Raw genomic sequence first — 25,300 nt, forward strand, 5'->3', positions numbered from 1 at the left:
GCCCGGAAGGGGAGCCGCCCGTGGAGTTCCGGCTGCTCGGCACGGTCTCCGTCGAAACGCTCACCGGGCCCCTGCCCCTGGGGCCGGCCAAGCGGCGCAGTCTGCTCGCCGCTCTGCTGCTGTCCGCCAACACGCCGGTCTCCATCGGGCGGTTGACGGAATGCCTGTGGGACGACGAGCCGCCGTCCCAGGCCCGAGGCGTCATCCAGGGGCACGTCTCCCGGCTGCGCGCCCTGCTGGCGGGCGCGGACGCGGAGGCGTACGGAGTGGAGCTGGCCACCCTCGGCGACGCGTACGTGCTGCGGGTCCCGGAGACGCTGCTGGACTCGCAGCGGTTCGAGGAACTGCTGATGCTGGCCCGCGAGCAGCGCGGCCCCGCCGATGCCGTGCTGATGCTGAAGGAGGCCCTGTCCCTGTGGCAGGGCCCCGCGCTCAGCGGCGCGTTCGCCGGTCCGCCGCTCCGGGTGGCCGCGCACTCCCTGGAGGAATCACGGCTGGCGACGGTCGAGCTGCTGTCCCGCGCCTACGGGGCGCTCGGGGAACACCACCGGGCCGCCGCCCTGTTGACCGCGGAGACGGCGGCGCATCCGCTGCGCGAGTCGCTGGCCGCGGAGCTGATGCTGGCGCTGTTCCGGGCGGGTCGTCAGTCGGAGGCGCTGGACCGCTTCCACCGTACGCGGCGGCTCCTCGCCGACGAGTTGGGCATCGACCCGGGGCACGAGCTGGCCGACGCGTACGCGCTGATCCTGCGCGGGGCCTCGGGGCCCCTCCCGGGCACCGCCCCGCCGGAGGCCGCGCCGCCTCCACCTGCCGCCGGGCCGCCCGGTGCCGGGGCGCCGGTGCGTGTCACCGGAGACGGTCCGGGAGCGGACGGTCCGGAAGCAGACGCCCCCGCCCCGCCGCGGCCGCCCCTCCCGGCCGTTCCGCCGTCGCACACCGGCCAACCGCACCCCGTCGACCTGCTGCCCCGCGCACCCCGCGGCTTCCACGGGCGCGCCGCCGAACTGGCCGCGCTCAGCCGGTCGGCGGCGGGTGAGGCGCCGGTCTGTCTGGTCACCGGTCCGGCCGGGGTCGGCAAGACCGCGCTGGCCCTCCAGTGGGCGCACCGCAACCCCGCGCTCTTCCCGGACGGGCGGCTCTTCGCCGATCTGCGCGGGTTCAGCGCGGCCGGGGAGCCCGCGCCCATCGACGTCCTGCGGGAATTCCTGCTCGCACTCGGCGTCTCCCCGCGCCGCGTCCCGGAGTCCGTGCCCGCCGCCGCCGCGCTGTTCCGCTCGCTGACCGCCCGGCGCGGGCTGCTGGTGGTCCTGGACAACGCCCGCGACTCCGCCACCGTCAGGACCCTGCTGCCGGGCGGCGCCGACTGCGTCACCCTGGTCACCAGCCGCCACCGGCTGGAGGGGCTCATCGCCTCGGACGCCGCCCGGCCGGTCCCGCTCGACACCCTGGAGACCGACGACGGCACGGCACTGCTCACCGGAGTGCTGGGGGAGGAGCGGGTCCTCGCCGAACCGGTGGCGGCCCGCCGGCTCTCCGAGCTGTGCGGCGGACTGCCCCTCGCCCTGCGCGTCACCGCCGCCCGCCTCGCCGGACGGCCCCACTGGACGCTGGCCGCGCTGGCCGGGGAGCTGGCCGACGAGCGCGGCCGTCTGGCGTATCTCGACGTGGACGACACCGGGGTCGCCGCCGCGCTGCGGCTCACCGTGCAGCAGCTGCCGCCCGGGGCCGTCCACCAGCTCGCGCGGCTCGGCCACCATCCGGGCGGCCACTACGACCCGTACGCCGCGGCCGCCCTCGCGGGAACGGATCCGGTCACCGCCAGGGCGGCGCTGGAGCGACTGGCCGCCGCCCACCTCGTCACCGAGACCGCACCCGGGCGCTGGGTCCTGCACGACCTGGTGCGCCTCTACGCCCGGAGCCTGGACCCGGCGTCCGCGCGCGAGGCCCTGATCGGGGTGCTCGACCACTGCATCGCCACCGCCCTGGCCGCCGCCGACACGGCGGAGCCCGGCGGCGAACCCTGCTTCGTGCTCCCGGAGGACTACCGCAGGCCCAGCGCCGTGCAGGACTTCGCCGACCGCGCGGAGGCGATGCGCTGGCTGGCCACCGAGCGCGAGGACCTGGCGCTGGCCGCCCTCGCGGCCCGGGAGGCGGGGCTCGACGACCGGGCCTGGCGGATCATCCTGCTCCAGTGGCCGCAGATGGTGTGGCGGGCCCGGGACAGCTGGTCCCCGCTGCTGGAGCTGGCCCTGGAGTCGGCGCGCGCCGGGAAGGACGCGTACGCGGAGTCGCGGGTGCTCGCGCTGCTGGGCTGGGTGCTGACGGAGGAGGGCCGCACCACCGAGGCCGTCGCCCTGCTGGAGCGCTCGCCCGCGCTCGCCCGGGAGGCCGGCGATCCGCTGGGCGAGGCGACCGCGCTGATCAACCTGGCGATCGTCCAGGCCGAGCTGGGCGCGCTCCCCACGGGTCTGGAGAACTGCGCACGCGCCGTCACGCTGGCGCGCCGGGAGGGCGACCGGCACACGGAGATGCTCGCGCTCCAGCACCTCGCCCGGATGCACCTGACCGCACGCCGCCCCGAGGAGGCCCTCGCCTGCGCACGGGCCGGGCTCGATCTGGGACCCGAGCACGAGGAGGCGGCGCGCCGCTCCCTGCTGCTGGCCGTCTGCGGCGAGGCCCGGCTGGCCCTGGGCGACGAGGAGGACGGCGTACAGCTGCTGGACCGGGCCGCACAGGAGGCGGAGCGGGCCGGCTACGACGTGGGCGCCGTACGGGCCCTGGCGGCGCTGCTGCGGGTGTCCGCGCGGACGGAGTTCCGGCGGCGGCACGACGAGGCGCTGCGACGGCTCGCCGAGGAGAGCTAGGGCCCCGGGGAGACCGGCGTCAGCGGGACGGCAGCGGGACGGCAGCGATACGTGAGCGGCGGCGGGCAGAGTCGTTCCCGTCAGCCGCTCAAGGGCGAGCGTCTCGACCGGACGTCCGCCTCACCGTCACCTCGGGGGAATCTCCATGCGCACCTTCCGCGACCGCACCACCGTCCTGGCCGCCGCGACCACGGCCGCCCTCGCCCTCACACTCACCGCCTGCGGTGACGACGGCACCGGCACCCGGTCGGAGGGCCCGGCGGCGACCGACTCCGCGACCGTCGCCGCCGAGTCCCCGCAGGCCGCCGACGACGCGGCGGAGACCGGCACCACGGGCTCCACCGGCAGTGGCACCGGCACCGCGAAGGCAGCGGGCACCACCAAGAGCTCCGGCGGCTCCACCACCTCCGGCGACACGTCCGCCAAGGCCTCCGCCCCGCTGTGCACGGCGAAGGGGCTGACGATCACCGCCGAGCGGCCGGACGGCCCGCCCTACACCCACCTCACGCTGAGCGCGAAGAACACCTCCGGTGCCGGCTGCGAGATGAAGGAGTACCCGCACATCCACTTCCTGGACAACGCCCGGGGCGTCGTCCCGCCCGTCGCCAGGAGCAAGCCGCAGGCCCAGGTGGTCCTGGAGCCCGGCCAGTCCGCCTACGCAGCGGTGCGCATGTCCGAGGGCGGCCGGAAGGAGAGCACCGAGACGGTGAAGGAGTTCACGGTCACGCTGAAGGCCAACGGCGGCGGCATGGCGGTCGTGCGGTCCCCCGCCCCCGAGGGCCTCTCCGTCAACCCGCAGAAGTGGGCCACCGGCTACTGGACCACCGAGCTGCGCAACGGCGCCGACGACTTCTAGGGCGTGTGGGCCGCCCGCCGGCCCCCTCCGGCCCCCGGCCTCCTCAGCCCTGCTCGTCCATGCCTGCCAGCACCAGCGGCAGCCGGGGCGTTCCCTCCGCGGTCACGCGGACGGGGACGCCCCAGTCCTGCTGGTGCACATGGCAGGCCGGGTACTCGTTGGCCGGGTCGTCGTCGCAGGACGCCGCCATCGCGGAGACGTGCAGCACGCCCTCCGTGACCCCGTCCGCGAGGACCAGGTCGCGCCCGAGGTCCGTCCCCGCGCCGGAGCCGTCCGCCAGCAGTTCGGGCGGGGTCGCGGAGACCAGCAGCCGGGTCGAGGGGCCGTAGCGGGTGTCGAGCTTCTGGCCCGCGGGCGCCTGGAAGACCACGTCGAGGCGGAGGGTGCCCGGGGCGATCTCGGTCGCGGCCCGCCGGGTGCGGTGCGCCCGGTCGGCGACCCGGACCGCCTCCTCCGGCAGCCGGAGCCGGGTCAGCCGGTGGCGGGCCGACTCGACGACGACCAGATCGCCGTCGACCAGCACCGCGTCGCTGGGCTCGCGGACGTCGGTGGCCAGGGTGGTGACCTCGCCGGAGTCCGGGTCGTACCGGCGCAGGGCGTGGTTGTACGTGTCGCTGATCGCGACGGACCCGTCGGGCAGCGCGGTCACGCCGAGCGGATGCTGGAGGAGTGCCTGGCCTGCGGCCCCGTCGCGGTGGCCGAAGTCGAAGAGGCCGGTGCCGACGGCGGTGCGGACGTGCTCGTCGCGGTCGATCCAGCGCAGCGCGGAGGTCTCCGAGTCGGCGACCCAGAGCCGCTCCCCGTCGGCGGAGACGGCGAGCCCGGACGGCTGGGCGAACCAGGCCTCGGCGCCCGGCCCGTCGACCAGGCCCTCGTTGGTGGTCCCGGCGGCGACGCGTACGGTCGCGCTCTCCGGGTCGTACGTCCACAGCTGGTGCACGCCCGCCATGGCGATCCACAGCCGGTCGCCGAACCAGGCGATGTCCCACGGCGAGGAGAGGTCCACCTCGCGCGCCGGGCCGCTGGTCGGGGTCCCCTGCCACCACTGGCGGCCGGTCCCGGCGAGGGTGCTGGTCACGCCGGTCGTGAGGTCCAGGGCGCGGAGGGCGTGGTTGACGGTGTCCGCGACGGCGATCCGGCCGTCCGGGAGCACGGCGAGCCCCTGCGGTTCGCTGAACCGGGCCTCGTCCGGGCCACCGTCGCCCAACCCGCGTACCCCCGTGCCGAAGTGGCGGCGCACGGTCTCGCCGTCGGCGTCCAGCTCGACGAGGCGGTGCCGGGTGGTGTCGGAGACCAGGAAGCCGCCGTCCGGCAGGTGCAGCGCCTTGCCGGGGAAGCGGAGATGCGTGGCGACGGGCTCGGGCGCCACGTAGGGGCCGTCGCCGCGGCGGAGCGTGCCCTTGGCCCCGTGCTCGGCCTCCAGCTCCTCGACGAGCCTCTCGATGGCGTGCGCGTGGCCCTCGCCCGCGTGCTGGGCGACGACGTAGCCCTCGGGGTCGATCACGACGAGCGTCGGCCAGGCGCGTACGGCGTACTGCTTCCAGGTGGCCAGCTCGGGGTCGTCGAGGACGGGGTGGTGGACCTCGTACCGCTCGACGGCGTCGACGACGGCCTGGTGCTCGGCCTCGTGGACGAACTTCGGCGAGTGGACGCCGATGATCACCACGGTGTCGCGGTGCTTCTCCTCCAGCTCGCGCAGCTCGTCCAGGACGTGCAGGCAGTTCACACAGCAGAACGTCCAGAAGTCGAGGATGACGATGCGCCCTCGCAGGTCGGCGAGGGTGTACTGCTGGTCGCCTGTATTGAGCCAGCCGCCCTTGCCGATGAGTTCGGGGGCGCGGACGCGTGCACGTGATGCCATGCCACCAGTCAACACCGTCACCGGCTGCACGCATTCCGCCGGACCCCGGGGGAACCTGTGACCCATGAGACTTCTCGTACGTGAGCGGCTGTTCTCCATCGGCGACGACTATTGGATCGAGGACGATGGGGGCCGCAAGGTCTTCCTCGTCGACGGCAAGGCGATGCGGCTGCGCGACACCTTCGAGCTGAAGGACGCCGACGGCCGGGTCGTGATCGAACTGCGGCAGAAGCTGATCAGCCTGCGCGACACGATGCTCATCGAGCGGGGCGGCGAGGAGCTGGCCAAGGTCAAGCGCAAGCGGCTGTCGATGCTCCGCAACCACTACCGGGTGACGCTGGTGGACGGCACGGAGCTGGACGTCAGCGGCAAGATCCTGGACCGCGAGTTCGCCATCGAGTACGACGGCGAACTGCTGGCCCAGATCTCGCGCCGCTGGCTGACCCTCCGGGACACGTACGGCATCGACGTCGTCCGGGACGACGCCGACACCGCGCTGCTCATCGCGGTGGCGATGTGCGTGATCGTGCTGGCGGACAAGGACGACGAGGACTGAGCGGCCCACCGCGCGCGGGCGTCTCGTTGTTTCACGTGAAACGACGAGACGCCTCCAGAGCCTCAGAGGCGCGGCGGCGCGAGCCCCAGCCGACGGTCCTTCAGCGCCGGGAACTGCTCCCGGGTCTCCCGCACCTTCGCCGGATCCAGCTCGACGGTCAGGACTTCCTCGTCCGCGCCCGCCTGGGCCAGCACCTCGCCCCACGGGTCGACGACGATGCTGTGCCCGGCCTGCTGGATGTCGCCATGGGTGCCCGCCGTCCCGACCGCCAGGACGTACGCCTGGTTCTCCACGGCACGGGCCTGCGCGAGGAGCGTCCAGTGGGAGCGCCGGCGCTCGGGCCAGCCCGCCGCGACGACCAGCGTCTCGGCACCCGCGTCGACGAGTCCCCGGAACTGCTCGGGGAAGCGCAGGTCGTAACAGGTGGCGAGGCCCAGGGTCGTGTCCGGCAGGGCGACGGTCACCAACTCCTCGCCCGCGCCCATCATCACCGCCTCGCCCTTGTCGAAGCCGAAGCGGTGGATCTTGCGGTAGACGGCCGTGCGCTCACCCCGGGGTGAGAAGACCAGGCTGGTGTTGTAGAGGGTGCCGTCGTCCGCCCGTTCGACGAAGGAGCCGGCGTGCAGCCAGGTCCCGGCCTCGGCCGCGGCCTTCGCCATCACCTCGTGCGTGGGTCCTTCCAGCGGCTCGGCCTCCGCCTCGAAGGCGGTGTAGGCGAACGCCCCGACCGGCCACAGCTCTGGAAGAACCACCAGGTCAGCGCCCCGCTGGGCGACCACCAGCGAAGCCGCCCGCGCCCTGCGGGCATCGACGGATTCGTCCGGGTCAACTGCGATCTGGATGAGAGAGGCGCGCACACTACCACCGTCCTGGCATTCAAGCCGTCAACACGGGCCTACGATCGTCACACCAAAGCACTGCCGGGGTGCCTGCTCGCAGCGTAACTTGGACCCACCGCCGGTGGGTCCGGCGGTCGAACCTCCCACGCAGCTCGCCGACAGCGCCGTCAGTGCCAGCCCACCCGCCAGCACTCCCTGCTCTCTCCAGCCCATGCACCGCAGAACCGCACGAGGGGTCCCGTGACCGTCCATCCCAGCCTCCAGCCCTACACCGACGCCGCGACCCACTCCATCGAGGCGATAGCCGAGCTGGTGAAGCCCCTCGCCGAGGGCGAGTGGAACCGCAGAACGCCCTGCCCGGGATGGTCGGTGCGCGACATCGTGTCGCACGTCATCGGCATGGAGTGCGAGATGCTCGGCGATCCCCGGCCGATCCACACCCTGCCGCGCGACCTCTACCACGTACAGAGCGACTTCGCCCGCTACATGGAGATGCAGGTCGACGTCCGGCGGCACCACACCTCCCCGGAGATCACCGCCGAGCTGGAGTACGTCCTCATCCGCCGGGCCCGCCAGATCCGCAACGAGTCGCGCAGCCCCGAGGCCAAGGTCCGCGCGCCGCTGGGCACCGAGCAGACCCTCGAAACAGCGCTGAACCTGCGGGCCTTCGACCTCTGGGTGCACGAGCAGGACCTGCGCGCCACGCTCGGACAGCCCGGCAACCTGGACTCCCCCGGCGCCCTGATCACCCGTGACATGCTGCTCGCCGGGCTGCCGAAGGTGGTCGCCAAGAAGGCCGGCGCCCCCGCGAACTCGGCGGTCGTCTTCGACGTGCACGGGCCGGTGGAGTTCCTGCGGACGGTACGGGTCGACGCGGAGGGCCGCGGTTCGGTGGACGGCGCGCCCTCGCTCGGCCCCGCGGTGACGCTGTCGCTGGACTGGGAGACGTACGTCCGGCTCGCCTGCGGCCGGGTCCGTCACACGGCCGTCGCCGACCGGATCAAGGTCGAGGGCGACCAGGAGCTGGCCACCGCGATCCTGGACAACTTCGCCGTGACCCCGTGACCCTCTTGACCCAGTGACCTCCTTGACCGCCTGACACCGCTCCAGCGCCCCGGCGGCGCCCGTCCCGGACCATGGGCGACGGGCGCGCGCCGCCGAGCGCGGAGGAGACGGCTACGCCGGCACGTGCACGGCCTCGACGCGGCTCACCACGTGGTGCTCCCGTTCCCTGAGCGCGGCCCGGCGGCGCAGCCGCAGGATCTGGGTGACGCCGAGCGCCTCCAGGACGAAGACCGAGGCGAACGCGATGCGGTAGCTGTCGCCCGAGGCGTCCAGCAGGACCCCGACCGCGAACAGGGTGGTCATCGAGGCGATGAACCCGCCCATGTTGACGATTCCGGACGCGGTGCCCTGACGCTCGGGCGGATTGGCCGGCCGGGCGAAGTCGAAGCCGACCATCGAGGCCGGTCCGCAGGTGCCGAGCACCACGCACAGGACGACCAGCAGCCACATCGGCGTGTGGTCGGCCGGGTAGAGGATCGCGGACGCCCAGAGCAGGGCCGTCGTGGCCACCGTGCCCAGCGCGATCGGGATCCGCGCCTCGTGGTGGCGGGCGATGATCTGCCCGTAGACGAGCCCCACCACCATGTTGGACAGCACCACCAGGGTGAGCAGCGTGCCCGCCGTGGCCCGGCTCAGCCCCTGCGCCTCGACCAGGAACGGCATCCCCCACAGCAGCAGGAACACCATCGCCGGGAACTGGGTGGTGAAGTGCACCCACATCCCGAGCCGGGTCCCCGGCTCCTGCCAGGCGGCGGCGATCTGCCGACGGACGTACGCGGCCCCGGCGTGCTCGGCGGGCGGCGGGGCATGACCCTCGGGGTGGTCCTTGAGGAACAGCAGGAGCGGCACCAGCACCACGACACCGGCCAGCGAGCTGCCGACGAACGTCGCGGTCCAGCCGTAGCTGTGCAGCGCCCGGGCGATGAACAGCGTCGAGACGAGGTTGCCCGCCATCCCGAACAACGCCGCGACCTGGCCGATCAGCGGTCCTCGCCGGGCCGGGAACCAGCGGCTGCCGAGCCGCAGCACGCTGATGAACGTCATCGCGTCGCCGCAGCCGAGCAGCGCGCGGGCCGCCAGCGCCATGCCGTACGACGGGGAGAGCGCGAAGCCGAGCTGCCCGACGGTGAACAGGACGGCCCCGATGGTGAGGACCTTCTTGGTGCCGAGGCGGTCGACCATCAGGCCGACGGGTATCTGCATGCCCGCGTAGACGAGCAGCTGGAGGATCGAGAACGTGGACAGCGCCGAGGCGTTGACGTCGAACCGGTCGGCGGCGTCGAGTCCGGCGACGCCCAGGCTCGTACGGAAGATGATCGCGACGAAGTAGACGGCGACACCGATGCCCCAGACCCAGGCGGCACGCCGGCCGCCGGGCGGGTCACCGGGCAGCGAGAGGGTGGGCGCGGCCGCCGAGCTCACCGGTCCTCACCCCGCACCAGCACCCGCACCCGGCCGACATGGCGGCGCACGACCAGGGCGGCCCCATCGGCGTCGCCGGCCCGGATCGCCTCCAGCAGCTCGCCGTGCTCGGTGATGTTGGCCTCGATCCTGCCCGGGTGGGCCTCCATCACCGCGACGCCCATCCGCAGCTGACGGTCGCGCAGCTGGTCGTAGAGGCGCGAGAGGATCTCGTTGCCGGCGTTCTTCACGATCTCGGCGTGGAAGCAGCGGTCCTTGACGGCCACCTCCGCCAGATCGCCGTCCTCCGCCAACTGCCGCTGCTCGTCGAGGAGCTGCTCCAGTCGCGCGATCAACTGCGGGGAGGCGGGCACCGCCTTGCGCGCGGCGAACTCCTCGACCAGCAGCCGGGTCTCCACCACGTCCTTGATCTCCTGCGCGGAGACGGCGAGGACGAGGGCGCCCTTCTTCGGGTAGAGCTTGATCAGCCCCTCGACCTCCAGCCGCAGCAGCGCCTCGCGCACCGGCGTCCGGGAGACTCCGACCGCGTCCGCGAGGTCCCCTTCGGTGAGCAGGGTCCCGCCCTCGTAGCGGCGGTCCAGGACCGCTTCCTTGATGTGCGTGTAGACGCGCTCGGCGGCGGGCGGGCGCTTGAGGGAGGAGGTCGGCGGCTGTACGGGGGCGGAGGGTGCGGCAGGCATGCGCACAGCATAGATACAACATGCACGCATGTCGGCCCCCGTCCGGATTCTGGACCTCCGACAGGGCGACCGAAGGAAGGCCACCGAGAAGGCCACCGAAGGAAGGGCACCGAAGAAACCAACAGTTCAGGATTCCCTGAATTCAGAGTTCTCTGTACTATCCTTCCCATGCTGACCGTCGCTTCCGACATCGAGGTCCTCGCGCGGTTCGGCCGCGCGCTCGCCGACCCGATCCGCTGCCGCCTGCTGCTCGCGCTCCGCGAGGCCCCGGCCTACCCCTCCGACCTCGCCGAGGCCCTGGGCGTCTCGCGCACCCGGCTCTCCAACCACCTGGCCTGCCTGCGCGACTGCGGACTGGTCGTCACCGTGCCGAACGGCCGGCGGACACGCTACGAACTGGCCGACGAACGTCTCGGCAGCGCCCTGGGCGACCTGCGCTCCGCGGTGGTGGCCGTCGAGACCGACCGCACCTGCCCGGACGCGGCGACGAAGGGCTGCTGCTGATGGCCACGCTCTCCCTCGGCCCCTCCCCGGCCCGCCGGGACGCGCTCGCCCGCCGGATACGGCTGCTGGTCGCGGTCACCATCGCCTACAACGTCATCGAGGCGGTGGTCGCCCTCACCGCCGGAACGATCGCCTCCTCAAGTGCCCTGATCGGCTTCGGCCTGGACTCCGTCATCGAGGTCTCCTCCGCCGCCGCCGTCGCCTGGCAGTTCTCCGCCCGCGAGCACGCGGTGCGCGAGAGCCGGGAGAGAACGGCCCTGCGGATCATCGCGGTGTCGTTCTTCGCGCTCGCCGCGTACGTCGCCGTCGACGCGGTCCGCGCGCTGACCGGGACCGGCGAGGCCGAACCCTCCCTCCTCGGCATCGTCATCGCCGCGCTCTCGCTGGCGATCATGCCGTTCCTGTCGGCCGCCCAGCGGCGCGCGGGACGGGAGATCGGGTCCGCCTCCGCCGTCGCGGACTCCAGGCAGACCCTCCTGTGCACGTACCTCTCCGCCGTACTGCTGGTCGGGCTGGTCCTCAACGCGACGTTCGGCTGGTCCTGGGCCGACCCGGTCGCCGCCCTCGTCATCGCCGTCATCGCGATCAGGGAGGGGCGCGAGGCCTGGCGGGGCAAGGGTTGCTGCGCACCGACGGCCCAAGGTCAAGCCTGCGCAAATTCACCCGATCGGTAACACATCCATTGCCGCTCCTCAGGAGTCTCACCTCCGAGCGGCACCCTTATGTGGCCGCATATCAGGGGCATTTGGAGCGTTCAGTTGAATATCGGCATCAAGCGCATCAATCGCGTCACCGTCACGGCCACCGTGACGCTCACCGCCGGTGCGGTGCTCGCGGGCAGTGCCTTCGCCTCCACGGCGCACGCCGCCGCGCCGCCGACTCCGAAGATCGTCGCCAAGGGCGGCTTCGTGATGAACGACGGCACCGGAAAGACCCTCTTCACCAAGTCCGCCGACACCCGTCGCGCCACGGGCTCCACCACCAAGATCATGACGGCGCTGGTGGTCCTGTCGCAGAAGAACGTGAACCTGAAATCCAAGGTCACGGTCCAGAAGGCGTACAGCGACTACATCGTCAAGAAGAACGCCTCGTCCGCCCGGCTCATCGTCGGCGACAAGCCCACCGTGGGCCAGCTCCTCTACGGCCTGATGCTTCCCTCCGGCTGCGACGCCGCGTACGCCCTGGCCGACAAGTTCGGCTCCGGCAAGACCCGTGCGGCCCGCGTGAAGTCGTTCATCGGCAAGATGAACGCCACGGCGAAGAGCCTCAAGCTGAAGAACACCCGTTTCGACTCGTTCGACGGCATAGGGGGCGGCAACAACTACTCGACCCCGCGTGACCTGACGAAGATCGCCAGCAAGGCGATGAAGAACTCCACGTTCCGCTCGATCGTCAAGACCAAGTCGACGAAGCAGAAGGTGACCACGAAGAGCGGTGGCTACCGCTACATGTCGTGGAGCAACACCAACAAGCTGCTCAGCAGCTACAGCGGCGCCGTCGGCGTCAAGACCGGCTCCGGCCCGACCGCCAAGTACTGCCTGGTCTTCGCCGCGACCCGCAAGGGCAAGACGGTCATCGGCACGGTGCTCACGTCGTCCTCCGAGGCGAACCGCACCGCCGACGCGAAGAAGCTGATGGACTACGGCTTCAAGAAGTAGGGCTTCTGTCCCCGGACAGGCGAAAAGTCCAGTGGGCCCGCGCGGTCGCCGCGCGGGCCCTGGCATCACGGGCTCACGGATGGATTCTTTGCCGTGCCCGTGTACATCCTTGCGGACCGCTCATGAGTCTCGTATCGGGGCCCTTCCCTGTCCCGGCCCCTCAATGCATTCGCGAACTCGGAGCGTTCATTGATATCGAGCCACAAGGCCCGCCCCAAGGCCGGTCACCAGGCCCGCGGCAAGCGCCTGCGCAACTCTGTCGTCGCAGCCGTCGTATCCGGTGGCGTGATGCTTGCGGTCACACCCCTCACGTCGCCTGCCCATGCCGCTGCCGCCTTGCCGACGCTCAGCGCCAAGGGCGCGTTCCTGCAGGACAGGACGACCGGCGCCAAGAAGTACGGCAAGGCCGCCGACATCAAGCGGCAGATGGCCAGCACCACCAAGGTGATGACCGCCGCCGTGGTCCTCAACACCCCCGGCGTCGATCTGTCCCGCAAGGTGACCATTTCGCAGACCTACCGCGACTACGTCACAGCCCAGGGCGCCAGCACGGCGGATCTGAGGACGGGTGACAAGGCCACGGTCCGTCAGCTGCTCCACGCCCTGATGCTTCCGTCCGGATGCGACGCTGCGTACGCGCTCGCCGACACGTTCGGCGTGGGTTCCACCCGGGCTGCTCGGACCAAGCAGTTCATCGGCCAGATGAACGACAAGGCCGCGTCGCTCGGGATGGCCAGCACCAAGTTCGACTCGTTCGACGGCATCTCGGCGGCCGGTGACAACTACTCGACCCCGCGCGATCTTGCGCAGCTCGCCAGCTACGCGATGCGGGGCTCGACGCTGCGCGGCATCATGAGCACCACCAAGTACGTGGCCCCCGTGCCGACCAGCACCGGCGCGGTGCGTACGTACACCTGGTACAACACCAACCAGCTGCTCGGCTCCTACAGCGGCGCCGTCGGCATCAAGACCGGCACCGGCACCGCTGCAGGTCCCTGCCTCATCTTCGCCGCCACCCGGGGCGACAAGACGTACGTCGGCGTCATCCTGAACGGCACCGACCGCTACAACGACGCGGCCAAGCTGCTGGACTACGGATTCGGTTCCGCCACCGCGTCGACCATGCAGCTGCGCACGCTGCCCCAGGGTGCACAGCGCGACTGATCCGGCAACGGACACCAACGGCTGAACACAACGGCTGGACGCGGAAGAAGGGTGCGGCCACCTCGGTGGCCGCACCCTTCTTCCGTTCGTCCGTCACGCCCAGGTGATCAGGCGCTTCGGCTGCTCCAGGATCGCCGCCACGTCGGCCAGCACCTTGGAGCCCAGCTCGCCGTCGACCAGGCGGTGGTCGAACGACAGGGCCAGCGTCGTGACCTGACGCGGCTTCACCTTGCCCTTGTGGACCCACGGCTGGAGCTTGATCGCGCCGACCGCCAGGATCGCGGACTCGCCCGGGTTGAGGATCGGCGTACCGGTGTCGACGCCGAAGACGCCGACGTTGGTGATGGTCACCGTGCCGCCCGCCATCGCCGCCGGGGAGGTCTTGCCGTCCCGGGCCGTGGCGACCAGCTCGCCCAGGGACGCCGCGAGCTGCGGCAGCGTCTGGTCGTGCGCGTCCTTGATGTTCGGCACGATCAGCCCGCGCGGGGTGGCCGCCGCGATGCCCAGGTTGACGTAGTGCTTCTGCACGATCTCCTGGTTGGCCTCGTCCCAGGCGGCGTTGACCTCGGGGTTCCGCTTGATCGCGACGAGGAGGGCCTTGGCGATGATCAGGAGCGGGTTGACCCGCACCCCCGCCATGTCCTTGTCCTCCTTGAGCTCGGCCACGAGCTTCATCGTGCGTGTCACGTCGACCGTGACGAACTCGGTGACGTGCGGCGCGGTGAACGCGCTGCCCACCATCGCCTGCGCGATGGCCTTGCGGACGCCCTTGACCGGGATGCGGGTCTCGCGGGCGGAGTCGGAGGCCACGGCGGCTGCCGGAGCCTCGGAAGCCGCCGGCGAGGGGGCCGGGGCGGCCACCGGAGCCGTGACCGCCGGCGTCGCCGCCGCGTGGACGTCCTCGCGGGTGATGACGCCGTCCCTGCCGGTCGGCACCACCGTCGCCAGGTCGATGCCCAGGTCCTTGGCGAGCTTGCGGACCGGCGGCTTGGCGAGCGGACGGCCTCCGTCCGGCGCACCGGCCTGAGCCGGCACCGCAGGCGCGGGAGCAGAAGCCGGAGCGGGGGCGGCGGCGGGTGCCGTGTGCCCGTTCAGCTCGGCCTGCACCGCCGCCGCGACGGCGGCGGCCTCCGGAGCGGCTGCCGCCCCCTTGCGCGGGCGGCGCTTGGTGGAAGTCTCGGCGACCCCGTAGCCCACCAGGACCGGCGTACGGCCCTTCGGCGCGTCGCCGTCGCCCGCATCGGCGGACTCCACCGGCTCCTGGGCCGGAGCGGTGGCCGGGGCGGGCGCGTCGCCGCTGCCCGGGGCCACGTCGATCGCGATGATCACCTGGCCGACGTCGACGGTCGTGCCCTCGGGGAAGCGCAGCTCGTGCACCACCCCGTCGAACGGGATCGGCAGCTCGACGGCCGCCTTCGCGGTCTCGACCTCGCACACGACCTGGCCGTCGGTGACGGTGTCGCCGGGCTGGACGAACCACTTGAGGATCTCGGCCTCGGTCAGTCCCTCGCCCACGTCGGGCATCTTGAACTCACGGAAACGAGCAGACGTTTCGGTCATCGTCGTCACGAACCCTCTCCTCAGAACGCCAGCGAGCGGTCGACGGCGTCGAGCACCCGGTCCAGGCCGGGCAGATACTCGTCCTCCAGCCGGGCCGGCGGGTAGGGGACGTGGTAGCCGCCGACCCGCAGCACGGGCGCTTCGAGGTGGTAGAAGCAGCGCTCGGTGATCCGGGCGGCGATCTCCGCGCCCGAGCCGTAGAAGACGGGCGCCTCGTGGACGACCACGACCCGGCCGGTCTTCTGTGCCGACGTCTGGATGGCGTCGAAGTCGATCGGGGACATCGAGCGCAGGTCCAGGACCTCGATCGACTTGCCCTCCTCCTGGGCGGCGGCGGCCGCCTCCAGGCAGACCTTCACCATCGGCCCGTACGCGACGAGCGTGAGGTCGCCGCCCTCGCGGACGGTCACGGCCTTGTGCAGCGGGCCGGGGATGGACTCGGTGTCGACCTCGCCCTTGTCCCAGTAACGCCGCTTGGGCTCGAAGAAGATGATCGGGTCGTCGCTCTGGACGGCCTGCTGCATCATCCAGTAGGCGTCGCTCGCGTTGGACGGCGAGACCACCTTCAATCCCGCGACGTGCGCGAAGAGCGCCTCGGGGGACTCGCTGTGGTGCTCGACCGCGCCGATGCCACCGCCGTACGGGATACGGACGACGACCGGCAGCTTGATCTTGCCGAGCGCGCGGGCGTGCATCTTGGCGAGCTGCGTGACGATCTGGTCGTACGCGGGGAAGACGAAGCCGTCGAACTGGATCTCGACGATCGGGCGGTAGCCGCGCAGGGCCAGGCCGATCGCCGTGCCGACGATGCCGGACTCGGCGAGCGGGGTGTCGATCACCCGGTCCTCGCCGAAGTCCTTCTGGAGTCCGTCGGTGATGCGGAAGACGCCGCCGAGCTTGCCGACGTCCTCACCCATGATGAGGACCTTGGGGTCGTTGTCGAGGGCGAGGCGGAGCGACTCGTTGAGCGCTTTCGCGATGGACATCTTTTCCACGGCCATGGCTACTTGCCCTCCTCGGCAGAGTCGGCGAACGATGCCTGGTAGGCGGCGAACTGGGCGCGTTCCTCGTCCACGAGGGAGTTGCCGTCGGCGTAGCCGTGCTCGAACAGGGCCATCGGGTCCGGGTCGGGCATCGCGCGCACCGCCTCCCGTACCCGCTTGCCGAGGGTCTCGCTCTCCTCGTCCAGGGCGGTGAAGAAGGCCTCGTCCGCGAGCTTCTCCTTCTCCAGGTAGGCGCGCAGCCGCAGGATCGGGTCCTTGGCCTCCCACGCGGCCCGCTCCTCGTCCGCCCGGTACTTCGTCGGGTCGTCGGAGGTGGTGTGGGCGCCCATCCGGTAGGTGAACGCCTCGACGAGGGTCGGGCCCTCGCCCCGGCGCGCGCGCTCCAGCGCGGAGCGGGTGACGGCGAGGCAGGCGAGGACGTCGTTGCCGTCGACGCGGACGCCGGGGAAGCCGTAGCCCTGGGCGCGCTGGTAGAGCGGCACGCGGGTCTGGCGCTCGGTGGGCTCGGAGATGGCCCACTGGTTGTTCTGGCAGAAGAAGACGACCGGAGCGTTGTAGACCGCGGAGAAGGTGAACGACTCGGCGACGTCGCCCTGGCTGGAGGCCCCGTCACCGAAGTACGCGATCACGGCCGAGTCCGCGCCGTCCTTGGCGACGCCCATGGCGTAGCCGGTGGCGTGCAGCGTCTGCGAACCGATGACGATCGTGTACAGGTGGAAGTTGTTGCTGTTCGGGTCCCAGCCGCCGTGGTTCACTCCGCGGAACATGCCGAGCAGGTTGGTCGGGTCGACGCCGCGACACCAGGCGACCCCGTGCTCCCGGTAGGTCGGGAAGACGTAGTCGTCGTCGCGCAGGGCCCGGCCGCTGCCGATCTGGGCGGCCTCCTGGCCGAGCAGCGAGGCCCACAGGCCCAGCTCGCCCTGGCGCTGGAGGGCGGTCGCCTCGGCGTCGAAGCGGCGGGTGAGGACCATGTCCCGGTACAGGCCGCGCAGCTCGTCGGCGCTCAGGTCGATGCTGTAGTCCGGGTGCTCGACGCGCTCGCCCTCGGGCGTCAGCAGCTGTACGAGCTGGGGCTCGGAACTCTGCGGCTTCTTCGCGGCGCTGGTCCGCTTACTGGCGCGTCGCGGTTTACGCGCGGCGGCAGTGCTCTCCACGGTCACGTGCGTGCTCCTCCGTCGGTCCGGCTCCCGGGGTCTGCCGGGAACCAGTGCGGCTCGCCTGGATCCGGAGCCGTGCACGGGGTGGGTGCCGGTCGGCCGGAGTCAGGCGTGACAGGTGCCCCGGCGAGCGCCCTGTCATAGGCACGTTACCCAGTGCGTCGCAGAACTGCGAAACCCTATCTGACCTGCGATTTTGCTTGGATTTCCAAGTAAATCGAAAAAATCGCGAAGCTCTGCTGGTCAGGGCACTGGAAACAGCCTTGCAGGCCGCCGGAACAACGGCACGTTATCCCGCGGATCAGCGCCAGGGAAGAGCGGAGCGGAGGCGAGTGTGTGAGACTGCGATCGTGCGCGAAGAAGGAAAAATCACGGTATTTCTGCTCGATGATCACGAGGTCGTCCGGCGTGGCGTCCATGAGCTGCTCTCCGTCGAGGCGGACATCGAGGTGGTCGGCGAAGCCGGTACGGCCGCGGACGCCCTGGTGCGGATCCCGGCGACGCGTCCCGATGTGGCGGTGCTCGACGTGCGGCTGCCGGACGGCAGCGGGGTGGAGGTGTGTCGGGAGGTCCGTTCGCAGGACGAGAACATCAAATGCCTGATGCTCACCTCGTACGCCGATGACGAGGCGCTTTTCGACGCGATCATGGCGGGCGCCTCGGGATATGTGCTGAAGGCGATCCGCGGGAATGAACTGCTGAATGCCGTACGGGACGTGGCGGCCGGAAAATCCCTGCTGGACCCGGTGGCCACCGCCCGGGTGCTGGAGCGGCTGCGGGACGGCGGCGGCGGCAAGGACGACAAGCTCGCCGGCCTCACCGAACAGGAGCGCAAGATCCTGGACCTGATCGGCGAGGGGCTGACCAACCGGGTCATCGGCGAGCGTCTGCACCTCGCCGAGAAGACCATCAAGAACTACGTCTCCAGCCTGCTGTCCAAACTGGGCATGGAGCGCCGCTCGCAGGCGGCCGCGTACGTCGCGCGGCTCCAGGCCGAGCGCCGCTGAGCCGCCGCCCGCCGCAGGGGACTTTGGTCCCGTGCCACCCGGGGCAGGCGACTCTTACGCGGCCCCTACGGCCGGGGGACAGTGGAATCCATGTCCTTCGACGAACTCCCCGCGACCGGGACGATCCGGCGGGCCCCGACCGGCACGATCGAGAGGGCCGGGCGGACCGGGCGGGCCGAGCCCATCGAGCTGCTCCGCCGCGTCCCGTACGGCCGCCTCGCGACGAGCATGCGGGCCCTGCCGTTCCTGACGGTGGCCCGGCACATCGTGTGCGACGGCCGCATCCTGCTGCGGATGCACAGCGGTTTCGGGCACCACGAGGCGTGCGACGGGAGCGTCGTCGCGTACGGCGCGGACAACTACAACGCGAACAACGCGGACAACGCGGGCGACTACGCCGACGCGGTCTCCGGCGTCGGCGGCGACCTGTGGTCGGTGCAGTTCACCGGGCCCGCCGAGATCGTGCACCCCTGCCCCGAGCAGGAGCGGCTGTTCGGGACCGCGCCCGTCTCGGTCGACGGGCGGCCCTTCGCGCCGGCCTATCTCCGGATCGATCCGCACTTCGTCACGGAACACACGCTGAACTTCTGAGGTATCCAGTCCTTCCGGAAGGCGTCGGACGGCGCCCTTAGCGCACCTCCTGGCGTGACCGCAACTCCGCCGAGCGGACACGCAGAGTGATCTAACATCTGGTAAGTGCCGCGCTCATATGTCACCCGTCCACCTGTTCCCCCGGTCGGCGAGGTGCTGCGCCGTTACCCGAACGTGGGCGAGCCGCTCGCCTGCGAGCCGATCACCAAAGGCCTGCTGAACCACGGATACCGCGTCTCGACCACGAGCGGGTCCTACTTCCTCAAGCACCATCTCGACAAGAAGCACCTGGGCGACCCCAGCGGCGAACGCGCCGCGATCGTGCGCCAGCACCGCGCCACCCAGCGCCTGCAGTCGCTCGGCGTGCCCGTCGTCCCGCCCCTGACGGACACCCGGGGCGACACCGTCACCGTGATCGGCGAACGGTGCTACGCCCTGCACCCCTGGGTCGACGGCCTCCACCGGGTCGGCTCCCAGCTGACCCTCTGCCAGTCGCGTCGGCTCGGCGCGCTCCTGGGGACCGTGCACACCGGCCTGGAACAGGTGATGGCGCCGCGTGACGGCCCGCATCCGGCGAGCCCGCCCGCCCGGCCGGGGCACCGCAGCCCGGACGCCGCCGACACCTTCGCGCTGATCGACGACCTGCTGGCCGCCGCGCGCGGGCAGGGCGGCCGGGACGCCCCCCGCGACGCCTTCGACGAACTCGCCGTGCACCGGCTCGTGGAGCGCCGCGCCCTGCTCGAACAGCACGCCCACCGCCGCCCGCCCGCCCCGGACGGGCCCGCCACCGGCTGGGTGCACGGGGACTTCCACCCGCTGAACCTGCTCTACCGGGGCACCGACCCGGTCGCGATCGTGGACTGGGACCGGCTGGACGTACAGCCGCGCGCCGAGGAGGCGGTCCGGGCGGCGGCGATCTTCTTCGTCCGCCCGGCCGGGCAACTGGACCTCGCGAAGGTACGGGCGTACGCCCGCGCGTACCGGCGGGCCGCCGGGGCGGGCGCCGCCGAGCTGGCGGCCGCCGTGCACCGGGTGTGGTGGGAGCGGCTCAACGACTTCTGGATACTCCGCTGGCGCTACCGCCTCGACGACCGCAGGGCCGACCCGCAGTTCCCCGCGGTGTCGGCCCTGGCGGTGTGGTGGACGCGGGAGTACGAGGCGGTGTGCACGGCCTTCACGGAGTGAACCGGTGCACCACCGCGTGAGCCCGGCGCGCGCCACGAGGGCGCACGCCGGGCTCAGGGCTGGTGCGGTGGTGCGTTATCCCGTCGTGGCGCCGAGTGCCGTCTCGCCGGGCGTCGTGCCCGTACCGCCGTCGTCGCCGGCCCCGCCGTCGTCGCCGGCGCCGCCCGGGGTACCGGGGTCGGTGGCGGGGTCGGTGGGCTCACCGGTGGGCTCGCCGGTGCTGCCCTCGTTGGTGTTGCCGTCCGAGGTCCCGGGGTCCGAGCCGGTCGGGGTCGGGGACGGGGTGAACGAGGGCTCGCTCGGGGTCGGGTCCGGGTTGTACGGCGGCGGGTTCGGCTGCGTCTGGCCGCCGGTGGAGGAGGTGCCCGGGTCCTCCGGCTCGTCGCTCTCCTCCTCGGACGGCTCCTCCGAGGGCTCCTCCTCCTCGGACTGGCTGACCGAGGTGGACGGCGTGACCGGGTCCTTCTTCCCGCCGTCGTCCTTCGCCGCGCTGAGGGCGAAGGCGACCCCCGCGCCGATCGCGATCAGCGCGAGCAGGACGAAGAGCCACATCTTGCCGCGCCCGCCGGAGCGCCGGCCGCCGCCGTCGTAGCCCCCGTCGTCCGGGTTGTACGGCGGCAGGATCGGGCCCTGCGAGGTGTCCCCGTGCATGGGGTGGCCCATCGCGCGGGTGGAGCCGGACATCCCGTGCGGCGGGGTCTGGCCCCCCTCGTGCAGCGCGACCGGGCCGGTGTTCCACGTGCCCGTGTGGCCTCCCTGCACCTGGAGCATCTGGAGGCTGTACTGGACGAGCCCGCGCATCTCCTCGGCGCTCTGGAACCGGTCGTCCGGGTCCTTCGCCAGCGCGCGCATCGCCATCCCGTCCAGCTCCGGCGGCACCACGTCCGAGACCTCGGACGGCGGCACCGGGATGTCCTGGACGTGCTGGTAGACCACCGAGAGCGGGGTCTCACCGGTGAACGGGGGCCGCAGGGCCAGCAGTTCGTAGAGCAGGCAGCCGGTGGCGTACAGGTCGGACCGGTGGTCGACGGCCTTGCCGAGCGCCTGCTCGGGGGAGAGGTACTGCGGGGTGCCCATGACCATGCCGGTCTGGGTCATCGTCGACTGCGCGCCGTGCAGCGCGCGGGCGATGCCGAAGTCCATCACCTTCACCGCACCCGACTCCGTGATGATCACGTTGGCGGGCTTGATGTCGCGGTGCACGATCCCGTGCTGGTGCGAGTACGCGAGGGCTTCGAGCACCCCCGAGACGATGATCAGCGCCTGCTCGGGAGGCGGGGCCTCCGCGGTCAGGAGCAGATCGCGGATGGTGCGGCCCTCGACCAGCTCCATCACGATGTACGGAACGGTCTGGCCGCCCACGACGTCCTCGCCGGAGTCGTACACGGCGACGATCGCGTGGTGGTTGAGGCCCGCGACGGACTGTGCCTCGCGGGTGAAGCGCGCCTTGGAGACCGGATCCTCGGCCAGGTCGGAACGGAGCAGCTTCACCGCGACCGTACGTCCGAGCCGGACGTCCTCCGCCGCGTAGACCTCTGCCATGCCGCCCCGGCCGAGCCGGTAGGTCATCCGGTAACGTCCGTCACCGACGACGCCGCCGACGCCCCAGGAGTCGGTGCCATCCGAAACTCCGCCGCCGTTTGCTTCGGAATCGGGTGCCATCAGTCCTCGCCGTCGTATCTGTCCGCGCGTCCGCGGGTTCTCACGGTGCCTTGCTGCATTGCCACGTCACGCTACAGCCTCCGCCGGACACCACGGTTCCGCCGAGGCAGGATCATCGGACCGCCCGGCGCGTCCTCCACATGAATTCGATGCGTTTCCTGTAACGCTTCCGAGACGCTTCCTGTGCGTAGGGTCACGGAACGGGCACCCGGCTTGACGTGTCGGACCCCTGGGGCAGACTTGGCGCGTAATCGCGTTGTACGGAACCGCGTCGCACGCAACCACGTCAGACAGAAACGACGTCGGACAGATACGACGACGTCAGATACGACGACGTCGGACAGATACACCGCGTGCGACCGCGCGCCGCCGAGGGGGATGCAAGTCATGAGCCAGGACGGCGCACAGGGCCGCTATGCGGGCGGGGCGGTCGCGGGCGGCCGCTACCAGCTGCGCGACCTGCTCGGCGAGGGCGGGATGGCGTCCGTGTACCTGGCCTACGACTCCGCCCTGGACCGCCAGGTCGCGATCAAGACCCTGCACACCGAGCTCGGCCGCGAGCAGTCCTTCCGCGAGCGCTTCCGGCGCGAGGCGCAGGCCGTCGCCAAGCTCCAGCACACCAACATCGTCTCCGTCTTCGACACCGGCGAGGACGAGCTCGGCGGTGCGCTGATGCCGTACATCGTCATGGAGTACGTCGAGGGGCAGCCGCTCGGCTCGGTGCTGGCCGCCGACATCCGCGCCCACGGCGCGATGCCGGCCGACAAGGCCCTCAAGGTGACGGCGGACGTGCTCGCCGCGCTGGAGACCAGCCACGAGATGGGCCTGGTCCACCGGGACATCAAGCCCGGCAACGTGATGATGACCAAGCGCGGCACCGTCAAGGTCATGGACTTCGGCATCGCCCGTGCCATGCAGTCCGGTGTCACCTCGATGACGCAGACCGGCATGGTCGTCGGCACCCCGCAGTACCTCTCCCCCGAGCAGGCCCTCGGCCGCGGCGTCGACGCCCGGTCCGACCTGTACTCGGTCGGGATCATGCTCTTCCAGCTGCTCACCGGCCGGATCCCGTTCGACGCCGACTCCCCGCTGGCCATCGCGTACGCGCATGTGCAGGAGGAGCCGGTCGCGCCGTCCAGCATCAACCGGTCGGTCACCCCGGCGATGGACGCCCTCGTCGCCCGCGCGCTCAAGAAGAACCCGAACGAGCGCTTCCCCAGCGCCGCCGCGATGCGCGACGAGATCGCCCGCGTGCTGAACGCCTCCGGCGGCCAGACCGGCTCCCCGATGATCGTGGCCGGCAACGGGCCCGCCAACAGCGGCTCCGGCGTCGGCTCGGCGGTGTTCCCGCCGGTCGACCAGAGCGCCCCGGCGCCCCAGAGCGTCCAGACGCCGTACCAGCCCCAGGCGCACCAGCACCAGCACCAGCCGGGCCCGTACGGCCAGCCGACCCCGGCGCCCACGCCGAGCTACGGCTACCCGCAGGCGGGCCAGGGCTATCAGGCCCCGGGCCCGCTGGCCCACCAGACCCCGCCGCCGTACGCGGTCGGGCCGCAGCACTCGACGGCCGTGGGCACCACCGGCGGCGGCTCCAAGCGGAACATGCCGGTCGTCGTCGGGTCGATCGTCGTCGCGCTGCTGGCCGTCGGCGGCCTGATCACCGCGATCGCCCTCCAGGGCGGCAAGGACGACGAGGCGGGCAAGGGCGGCGACCCGGGCACCAGCGAGGTGGAGGGCTACCGCCCGCCCGAGCGCAACCGGACGATGAAGGACACGGAGTGCACGAGCGCCTCCGAGGACTCCAACGACCCGGCGAAGGTCCAGGCGCCGAACTTCGTCTACAAGGACATCCGGTCCGCGAAGGCGTGCGCGGCCGCCGCGGGGTGGACGATCAAGGAGATCGAGGAGAAGGGCAACACCTACGCCGACGGCCAGGTCGTGGGGCAGTTCCCGTCCTCCGGCGCGGCGATCCCCGAGCGCGGCGCCCACTTCGAGCTTCAGGTGTCCACGGGCAGGCCCTCCTGATCCACCCCGTCGTCCGGCCGGTCATGCGCCGGTCATCCGTCGGCAGCGCCCGGCCGGGCGCTGTCCGAAGGTGACCGTTGCCGGTCCACGGATCTCCGTCCCTGACCGCTGTCAGAGCACTATCAGGGCCCGTACTTCCGGATCCCGCGTCCGGGATGCCGGATGAAGGGGCCCATGTGACGCTGATCTCATGGCTCCAGGACTTCCGGCCGCATGGTCGTCGAGGTGTGCGGTCTGTCTGATGGCGGTGGCCGGAGCGGCGCTGGGGCCGCTGGGCGGCTCCGCCCACGGCGCACCGGCGCCCGACGGCCCGTCCCGCACCGCCGCGTCCCCCGCCCCCGGGACGTCGAGCCCCGCCGCCACCACCTCCGCGGCCCCCTCCCGCCCGACCGCGCCACGCCCCGTACGGTCGGGCCCGGCGTCCCTGTCGGCGCTCCCCTCCGCCCGGCCGCAGCCGTCCGGCGTCCCGGTCTCCGGGGCGCCGGGAACCGGCCCGGCCCCGTCCTCCCCGTCAGCGACCGGGCACGGCGCGCAGGCCCCCGCCGGACCCGGGGCCGACGCGCCGGACTCCACCTCCTCTCCTTCCGCTTCCCCCGACGTATCGGGCTCGACCGCCCCGTTGGCCGGGCGCGAGGCCGGGGCGGGCAAGGCGCGTCCCGGGCGTTCGCTGACGCCGCTGGAGCTGGCCCGGGCCGAGGAGCCGGTGCCGGAGGACGAGCCCGACGCGGACCTCGCAGAACCGGTTGACCTGCCCGTTTCCACCCCGCCGCCCAGCGCCTTCACCGATCCGGGGACCCGGTCCGGACAGGCCCTGGACGCCGCGTCCGTCCGCCGGGTGCAGCAGGTCTCGCTCGGGACGGGCATCGCGCTGGTCGGGCTGGGGCTCGGCTTCCTCGCGTTCCGTATGCGCCGGGCGAACTGAACGTCGCGACTCCCGGTCACGCTGTCCCGAACCGCGCCGACGGGACGCCGGCGAGACTTGCCAGGACGAACATACTCGGTATACATACTCAGTATGTCCATTCGCCACGGCCTGCTGGCCCTACTGGAGCAGGGTCCCCGTTACGGGTCCCGGCTCCGCACCGAGTTCGAGTCGCGCACCGGCTCCACCTGGCCCCTGAACGTCGGGCAGGTCTACACGACGCTCAGCCGCCTGGAGCGCGACGGCATGATCGTCCAGGAGGGCTCGGACGACGCCGGGCACGACCTCTACGCGATCACCGACGAGGGCCGCACGGAGCTGCGCACCTGGTTCGAGACGCCGGTGGACCGCACCAGTCCGCCGCGCGACGAACTGGCCATCAAGCTCGCCATGGCCGTCGGGGCGCCGGGCGTCGACATCCGCGACGTCATCCAGTCCCAGCGGCACCACACGCTCAAGGCGATGCAGGACTACACCCGGCTCAAGGCCCAGGCCCTGGCCGACGTCCCGGCCAACCGCGACGAGGTCGCCTGGCTGCTCGTCGTGGAGCAGCTGATCTTCCAGGCGGAGGCCGAGGCCCGCTGGCTCGACCACTGCGAGTCCCGGCTCGTCCGCCTCGCCGAGGCCGCCGCGACCGAACCCTCCGCCGAACCCGGCCCCGCGGCCACACGCGGCCCGGCCCGCTCACTGGCCGGCCGCACCCGGTCCAAGCGCTGAC

The 25,300-nt window shown here is 71.9% G+C and carries 22 protein-coding genes; 14 read left to right on the forward strand and 8 right to left on the reverse strand.

Annotated elements, in window-relative coordinates:
• Positions 1-20: 20 nt before the first annotated feature.
• Complete coding sequence (locus tag OG245_RS18155) at positions 21-2,864, forward strand: BTAD domain-containing putative transcriptional regulator (protein ID WP_371624559.1); 2,844 nt, start codon at positions 21-23, stop codon at positions 2,862-2,864.
• A 145-nt stretch (positions 2,865-3,009) separates the two neighbouring features.
• Positions 3,010-3,720: a DUF4232 domain-containing protein gene (locus OG245_RS18160; RefSeq protein ID WP_371624560.1), complete on the forward strand. Its 711-nt coding sequence runs from the start codon at positions 3,010-3,012 to the stop codon at positions 3,718-3,720.
• A 43-nt stretch (positions 3,721-3,763) separates the two neighbouring features.
• Here the strand turns inward: OG245_RS18160 and OG245_RS18165 are convergent, their stop codons facing one another.
• Positions 3,764-5,581 carry a thioredoxin-like domain-containing protein gene (locus OG245_RS18165; protein ID WP_371624561.1) on the reverse strand — a complete coding sequence of 606 codons (1,818 nt, stop codon included), beginning with the start codon at positions 5,579-5,581 and terminating at the stop codon, positions 3,764-3,766.
• Between the two features lie 64 nt (positions 5,582-5,645).
• On the opposite strand from OG245_RS18165, the gene OG245_RS18170 reads away from it, so the two are divergent.
• Positions 5,646-6,137, forward strand: a complete 492-nt coding sequence (locus OG245_RS18170) for an LURP-one-related/scramblase family protein (RefSeq protein ID WP_371624562.1) — start codon at positions 5,646-5,648, stop codon at positions 6,135-6,137.
• A gap of 62 nt (positions 6,138-6,199) precedes the next feature.
• Here OG245_RS18170 and OG245_RS18175 read toward each other — a convergent pair whose 3' ends face one another.
• Entirely contained in the window at positions 6,200-6,994 is a 795-nt protein-coding gene (locus tag OG245_RS18175; protein WP_371624563.1) for a carbon-nitrogen family hydrolase, read from the reverse strand.
• A 222-nt stretch (positions 6,995-7,216) separates the two neighbouring features.
• Here OG245_RS18175 and OG245_RS18180 point away from each other — a divergent pair, with 222 nt between their 5' ends.
• Positions 7,217-8,041: a maleylpyruvate isomerase family mycothiol-dependent enzyme gene (locus OG245_RS18180; RefSeq protein ID WP_371624564.1), complete on the forward strand. Its 825-nt coding sequence runs from the start codon at positions 7,217-7,219 to the stop codon at positions 8,039-8,041.
• Positions 8,042-8,152: 111 nt separating this feature from the next.
• Here OG245_RS18180 and OG245_RS18185 read toward each other — a convergent pair whose 3' ends face one another.
• A complete protein-coding gene (locus tag OG245_RS18185) occupies positions 8,153-9,463 on the reverse strand; it encodes a nitrate/nitrite transporter (RefSeq protein WP_371624565.1) in 1,311 nt (436 codons plus the stop codon).
• A complete protein-coding gene (locus tag OG245_RS18190; protein WP_371624566.1) occupies positions 9,460-10,143 on the reverse strand; it encodes a GntR family transcriptional regulator in 684 nt (227 codons plus the stop codon). Before OG245_RS18190 ends, OG245_RS18185 begins: the two co-directional genes overlap by 4 nt.
• A 168-nt stretch (positions 10,144-10,311) precedes the next feature.
• Here OG245_RS18190 and OG245_RS18195 point away from each other — a divergent pair, with 168 nt between their 5' ends.
• The 4 genes from OG245_RS18195 to OG245_RS18210 all read left to right on the forward strand — a co-directional run bounded on the left by OG245_RS18195 (position 10,312) and on the right by OG245_RS18210 (position 13,469).
• Positions 10,312-10,647 (forward strand): ArsR/SmtB family transcription factor, encoded by a 336-nt coding sequence (locus OG245_RS18195; protein ID WP_371624567.1) that lies wholly within the window; start codon positions 10,312-10,314, stop codon positions 10,645-10,647.
• The gene (locus OG245_RS18200; RefSeq protein ID WP_371624568.1) at positions 10,647-11,321 is read left to right on the forward strand and encodes a cation diffusion facilitator family transporter; all 675 of its coding nucleotides are present in this window, start codon (positions 10,647-10,649) and stop codon (positions 11,319-11,321) included. Before OG245_RS18195 ends, OG245_RS18200 begins: the two co-directional genes overlap by 1 nt.
• Before the next feature lie 84 nt (positions 11,322-11,405).
• On the forward strand, positions 11,406-12,305 hold the full coding sequence (locus tag OG245_RS18205; RefSeq protein ID WP_371624569.1) for a D-alanyl-D-alanine carboxypeptidase family protein: 900 nt from the start codon (positions 11,406-11,408) through the stop codon (positions 12,303-12,305).
• Between the two features lie 288 nt (positions 12,306-12,593).
• Complete coding sequence (locus tag OG245_RS18210; RefSeq protein ID WP_371624570.1) at positions 12,594-13,469, forward strand: D-alanyl-D-alanine carboxypeptidase family protein; 876 nt, start codon at positions 12,594-12,596, stop codon at positions 13,467-13,469.
• Positions 13,470-13,562: 93 nt separating this feature from the next.
• Here the strand turns inward: OG245_RS18210 and OG245_RS18215 are convergent, their stop codons facing one another.
• From OG245_RS18215 to pdhA, 3 genes are read right to left on the reverse strand one after another with little or no spacing between them, the layout of a single operon-like run.
• The gene (locus OG245_RS18215; protein ID WP_371624571.1) at positions 13,563-15,038 is read right to left on the reverse strand and encodes a dihydrolipoamide acetyltransferase family protein; all 1,476 of its coding nucleotides are present in this window, start codon (positions 15,036-15,038) and stop codon (positions 13,563-13,565) included.
• An 11-nt stretch (positions 15,039-15,049) separates the two neighbouring features.
• A complete protein-coding gene (locus tag OG245_RS18220; protein WP_371624572.1) occupies positions 15,050-16,030 on the reverse strand; it encodes an alpha-ketoacid dehydrogenase subunit beta in 981 nt (326 codons plus the stop codon).
• Positions 16,031-16,032: 2 nt separating this feature from the next.
• Positions 16,033-17,193: a pyruvate dehydrogenase (acetyl-transferring) E1 component subunit alpha gene (pdhA, locus tag OG245_RS18225; RefSeq protein ID WP_371624573.1), complete on the reverse strand. Its 1,161-nt coding sequence runs from the start codon at positions 17,191-17,193 to the stop codon at positions 16,033-16,035.
• Between the two features lie 347 nt (positions 17,194-17,540).
• Here pdhA and OG245_RS18230 point away from each other — a divergent pair, with 347 nt between their 5' ends.
• The 3 genes from OG245_RS18230 (at position 17,541) to OG245_RS18240 (ending at position 19,973) form a co-directional block, all read left to right on the forward strand.
• Positions 17,541-18,197 carry a response regulator gene (locus OG245_RS18230; protein WP_371624574.1) on the forward strand — a complete coding sequence of 219 codons (657 nt, stop codon included), beginning with the start codon at positions 17,541-17,543 and terminating at the stop codon, positions 18,195-18,197.
• A 90-nt stretch (positions 18,198-18,287) separates the two neighbouring features.
• Positions 18,288-18,788, forward strand: coding sequence for a pyridoxamine 5'-phosphate oxidase family protein (locus OG245_RS18235; protein ID WP_371624575.1), 501 nt, complete (start codon positions 18,288-18,290; stop codon positions 18,786-18,788).
• Between the two features lie 153 nt (positions 18,789-18,941).
• A complete protein-coding gene (locus tag OG245_RS18240) occupies positions 18,942-19,973 on the forward strand; it encodes a phosphotransferase (RefSeq protein WP_371627913.1) in 1,032 nt (343 codons plus the stop codon).
• A 75-nt stretch (positions 19,974-20,048) separates the two neighbouring features.
• Here OG245_RS18240 and OG245_RS18245 read toward each other — a convergent pair whose 3' ends face one another.
• On the reverse strand, positions 20,049-21,635 hold the full coding sequence (locus OG245_RS18245; RefSeq protein WP_371624576.1) for a protein kinase: 1,587 nt from the start codon (positions 21,633-21,635) through the stop codon (positions 20,049-20,051).
• 387 nt (positions 21,636-22,022) lie between these two features.
• On the opposite strand from OG245_RS18245, the gene OG245_RS18250 reads away from it, so the two are divergent.
• From OG245_RS18250 to OG245_RS18260, 3 genes are all read left to right on the forward strand, one after another.
• Positions 22,023-23,660: a protein kinase gene (locus OG245_RS18250; protein WP_371624577.1), complete on the forward strand. Its 1,638-nt coding sequence runs from the start codon at positions 22,023-22,025 to the stop codon at positions 23,658-23,660.
• Between the two features lie 190 nt (positions 23,661-23,850).
• Positions 23,851-24,582 (forward strand): hypothetical protein, encoded by a 732-nt coding sequence (locus OG245_RS18255; RefSeq protein WP_371624578.1) that lies wholly within the window; start codon positions 23,851-23,853, stop codon positions 24,580-24,582.
• 93 nt (positions 24,583-24,675) lie between these two features.
• On the forward strand, positions 24,676-25,299 hold the full coding sequence (locus OG245_RS18260) for a PadR family transcriptional regulator (protein ID WP_371624579.1): 624 nt from the start codon (positions 24,676-24,678) through the stop codon (positions 25,297-25,299).
• Position 25,300 lies beyond the last annotated feature (1 nt).

It is taken from the genome of Streptomyces sp. NBC_01116 (genome assembly GCF_041435495.1).
GTDB lineage: Bacteria > Actinomycetota > Actinomycetes > Streptomycetales > Streptomycetaceae > Streptomyces.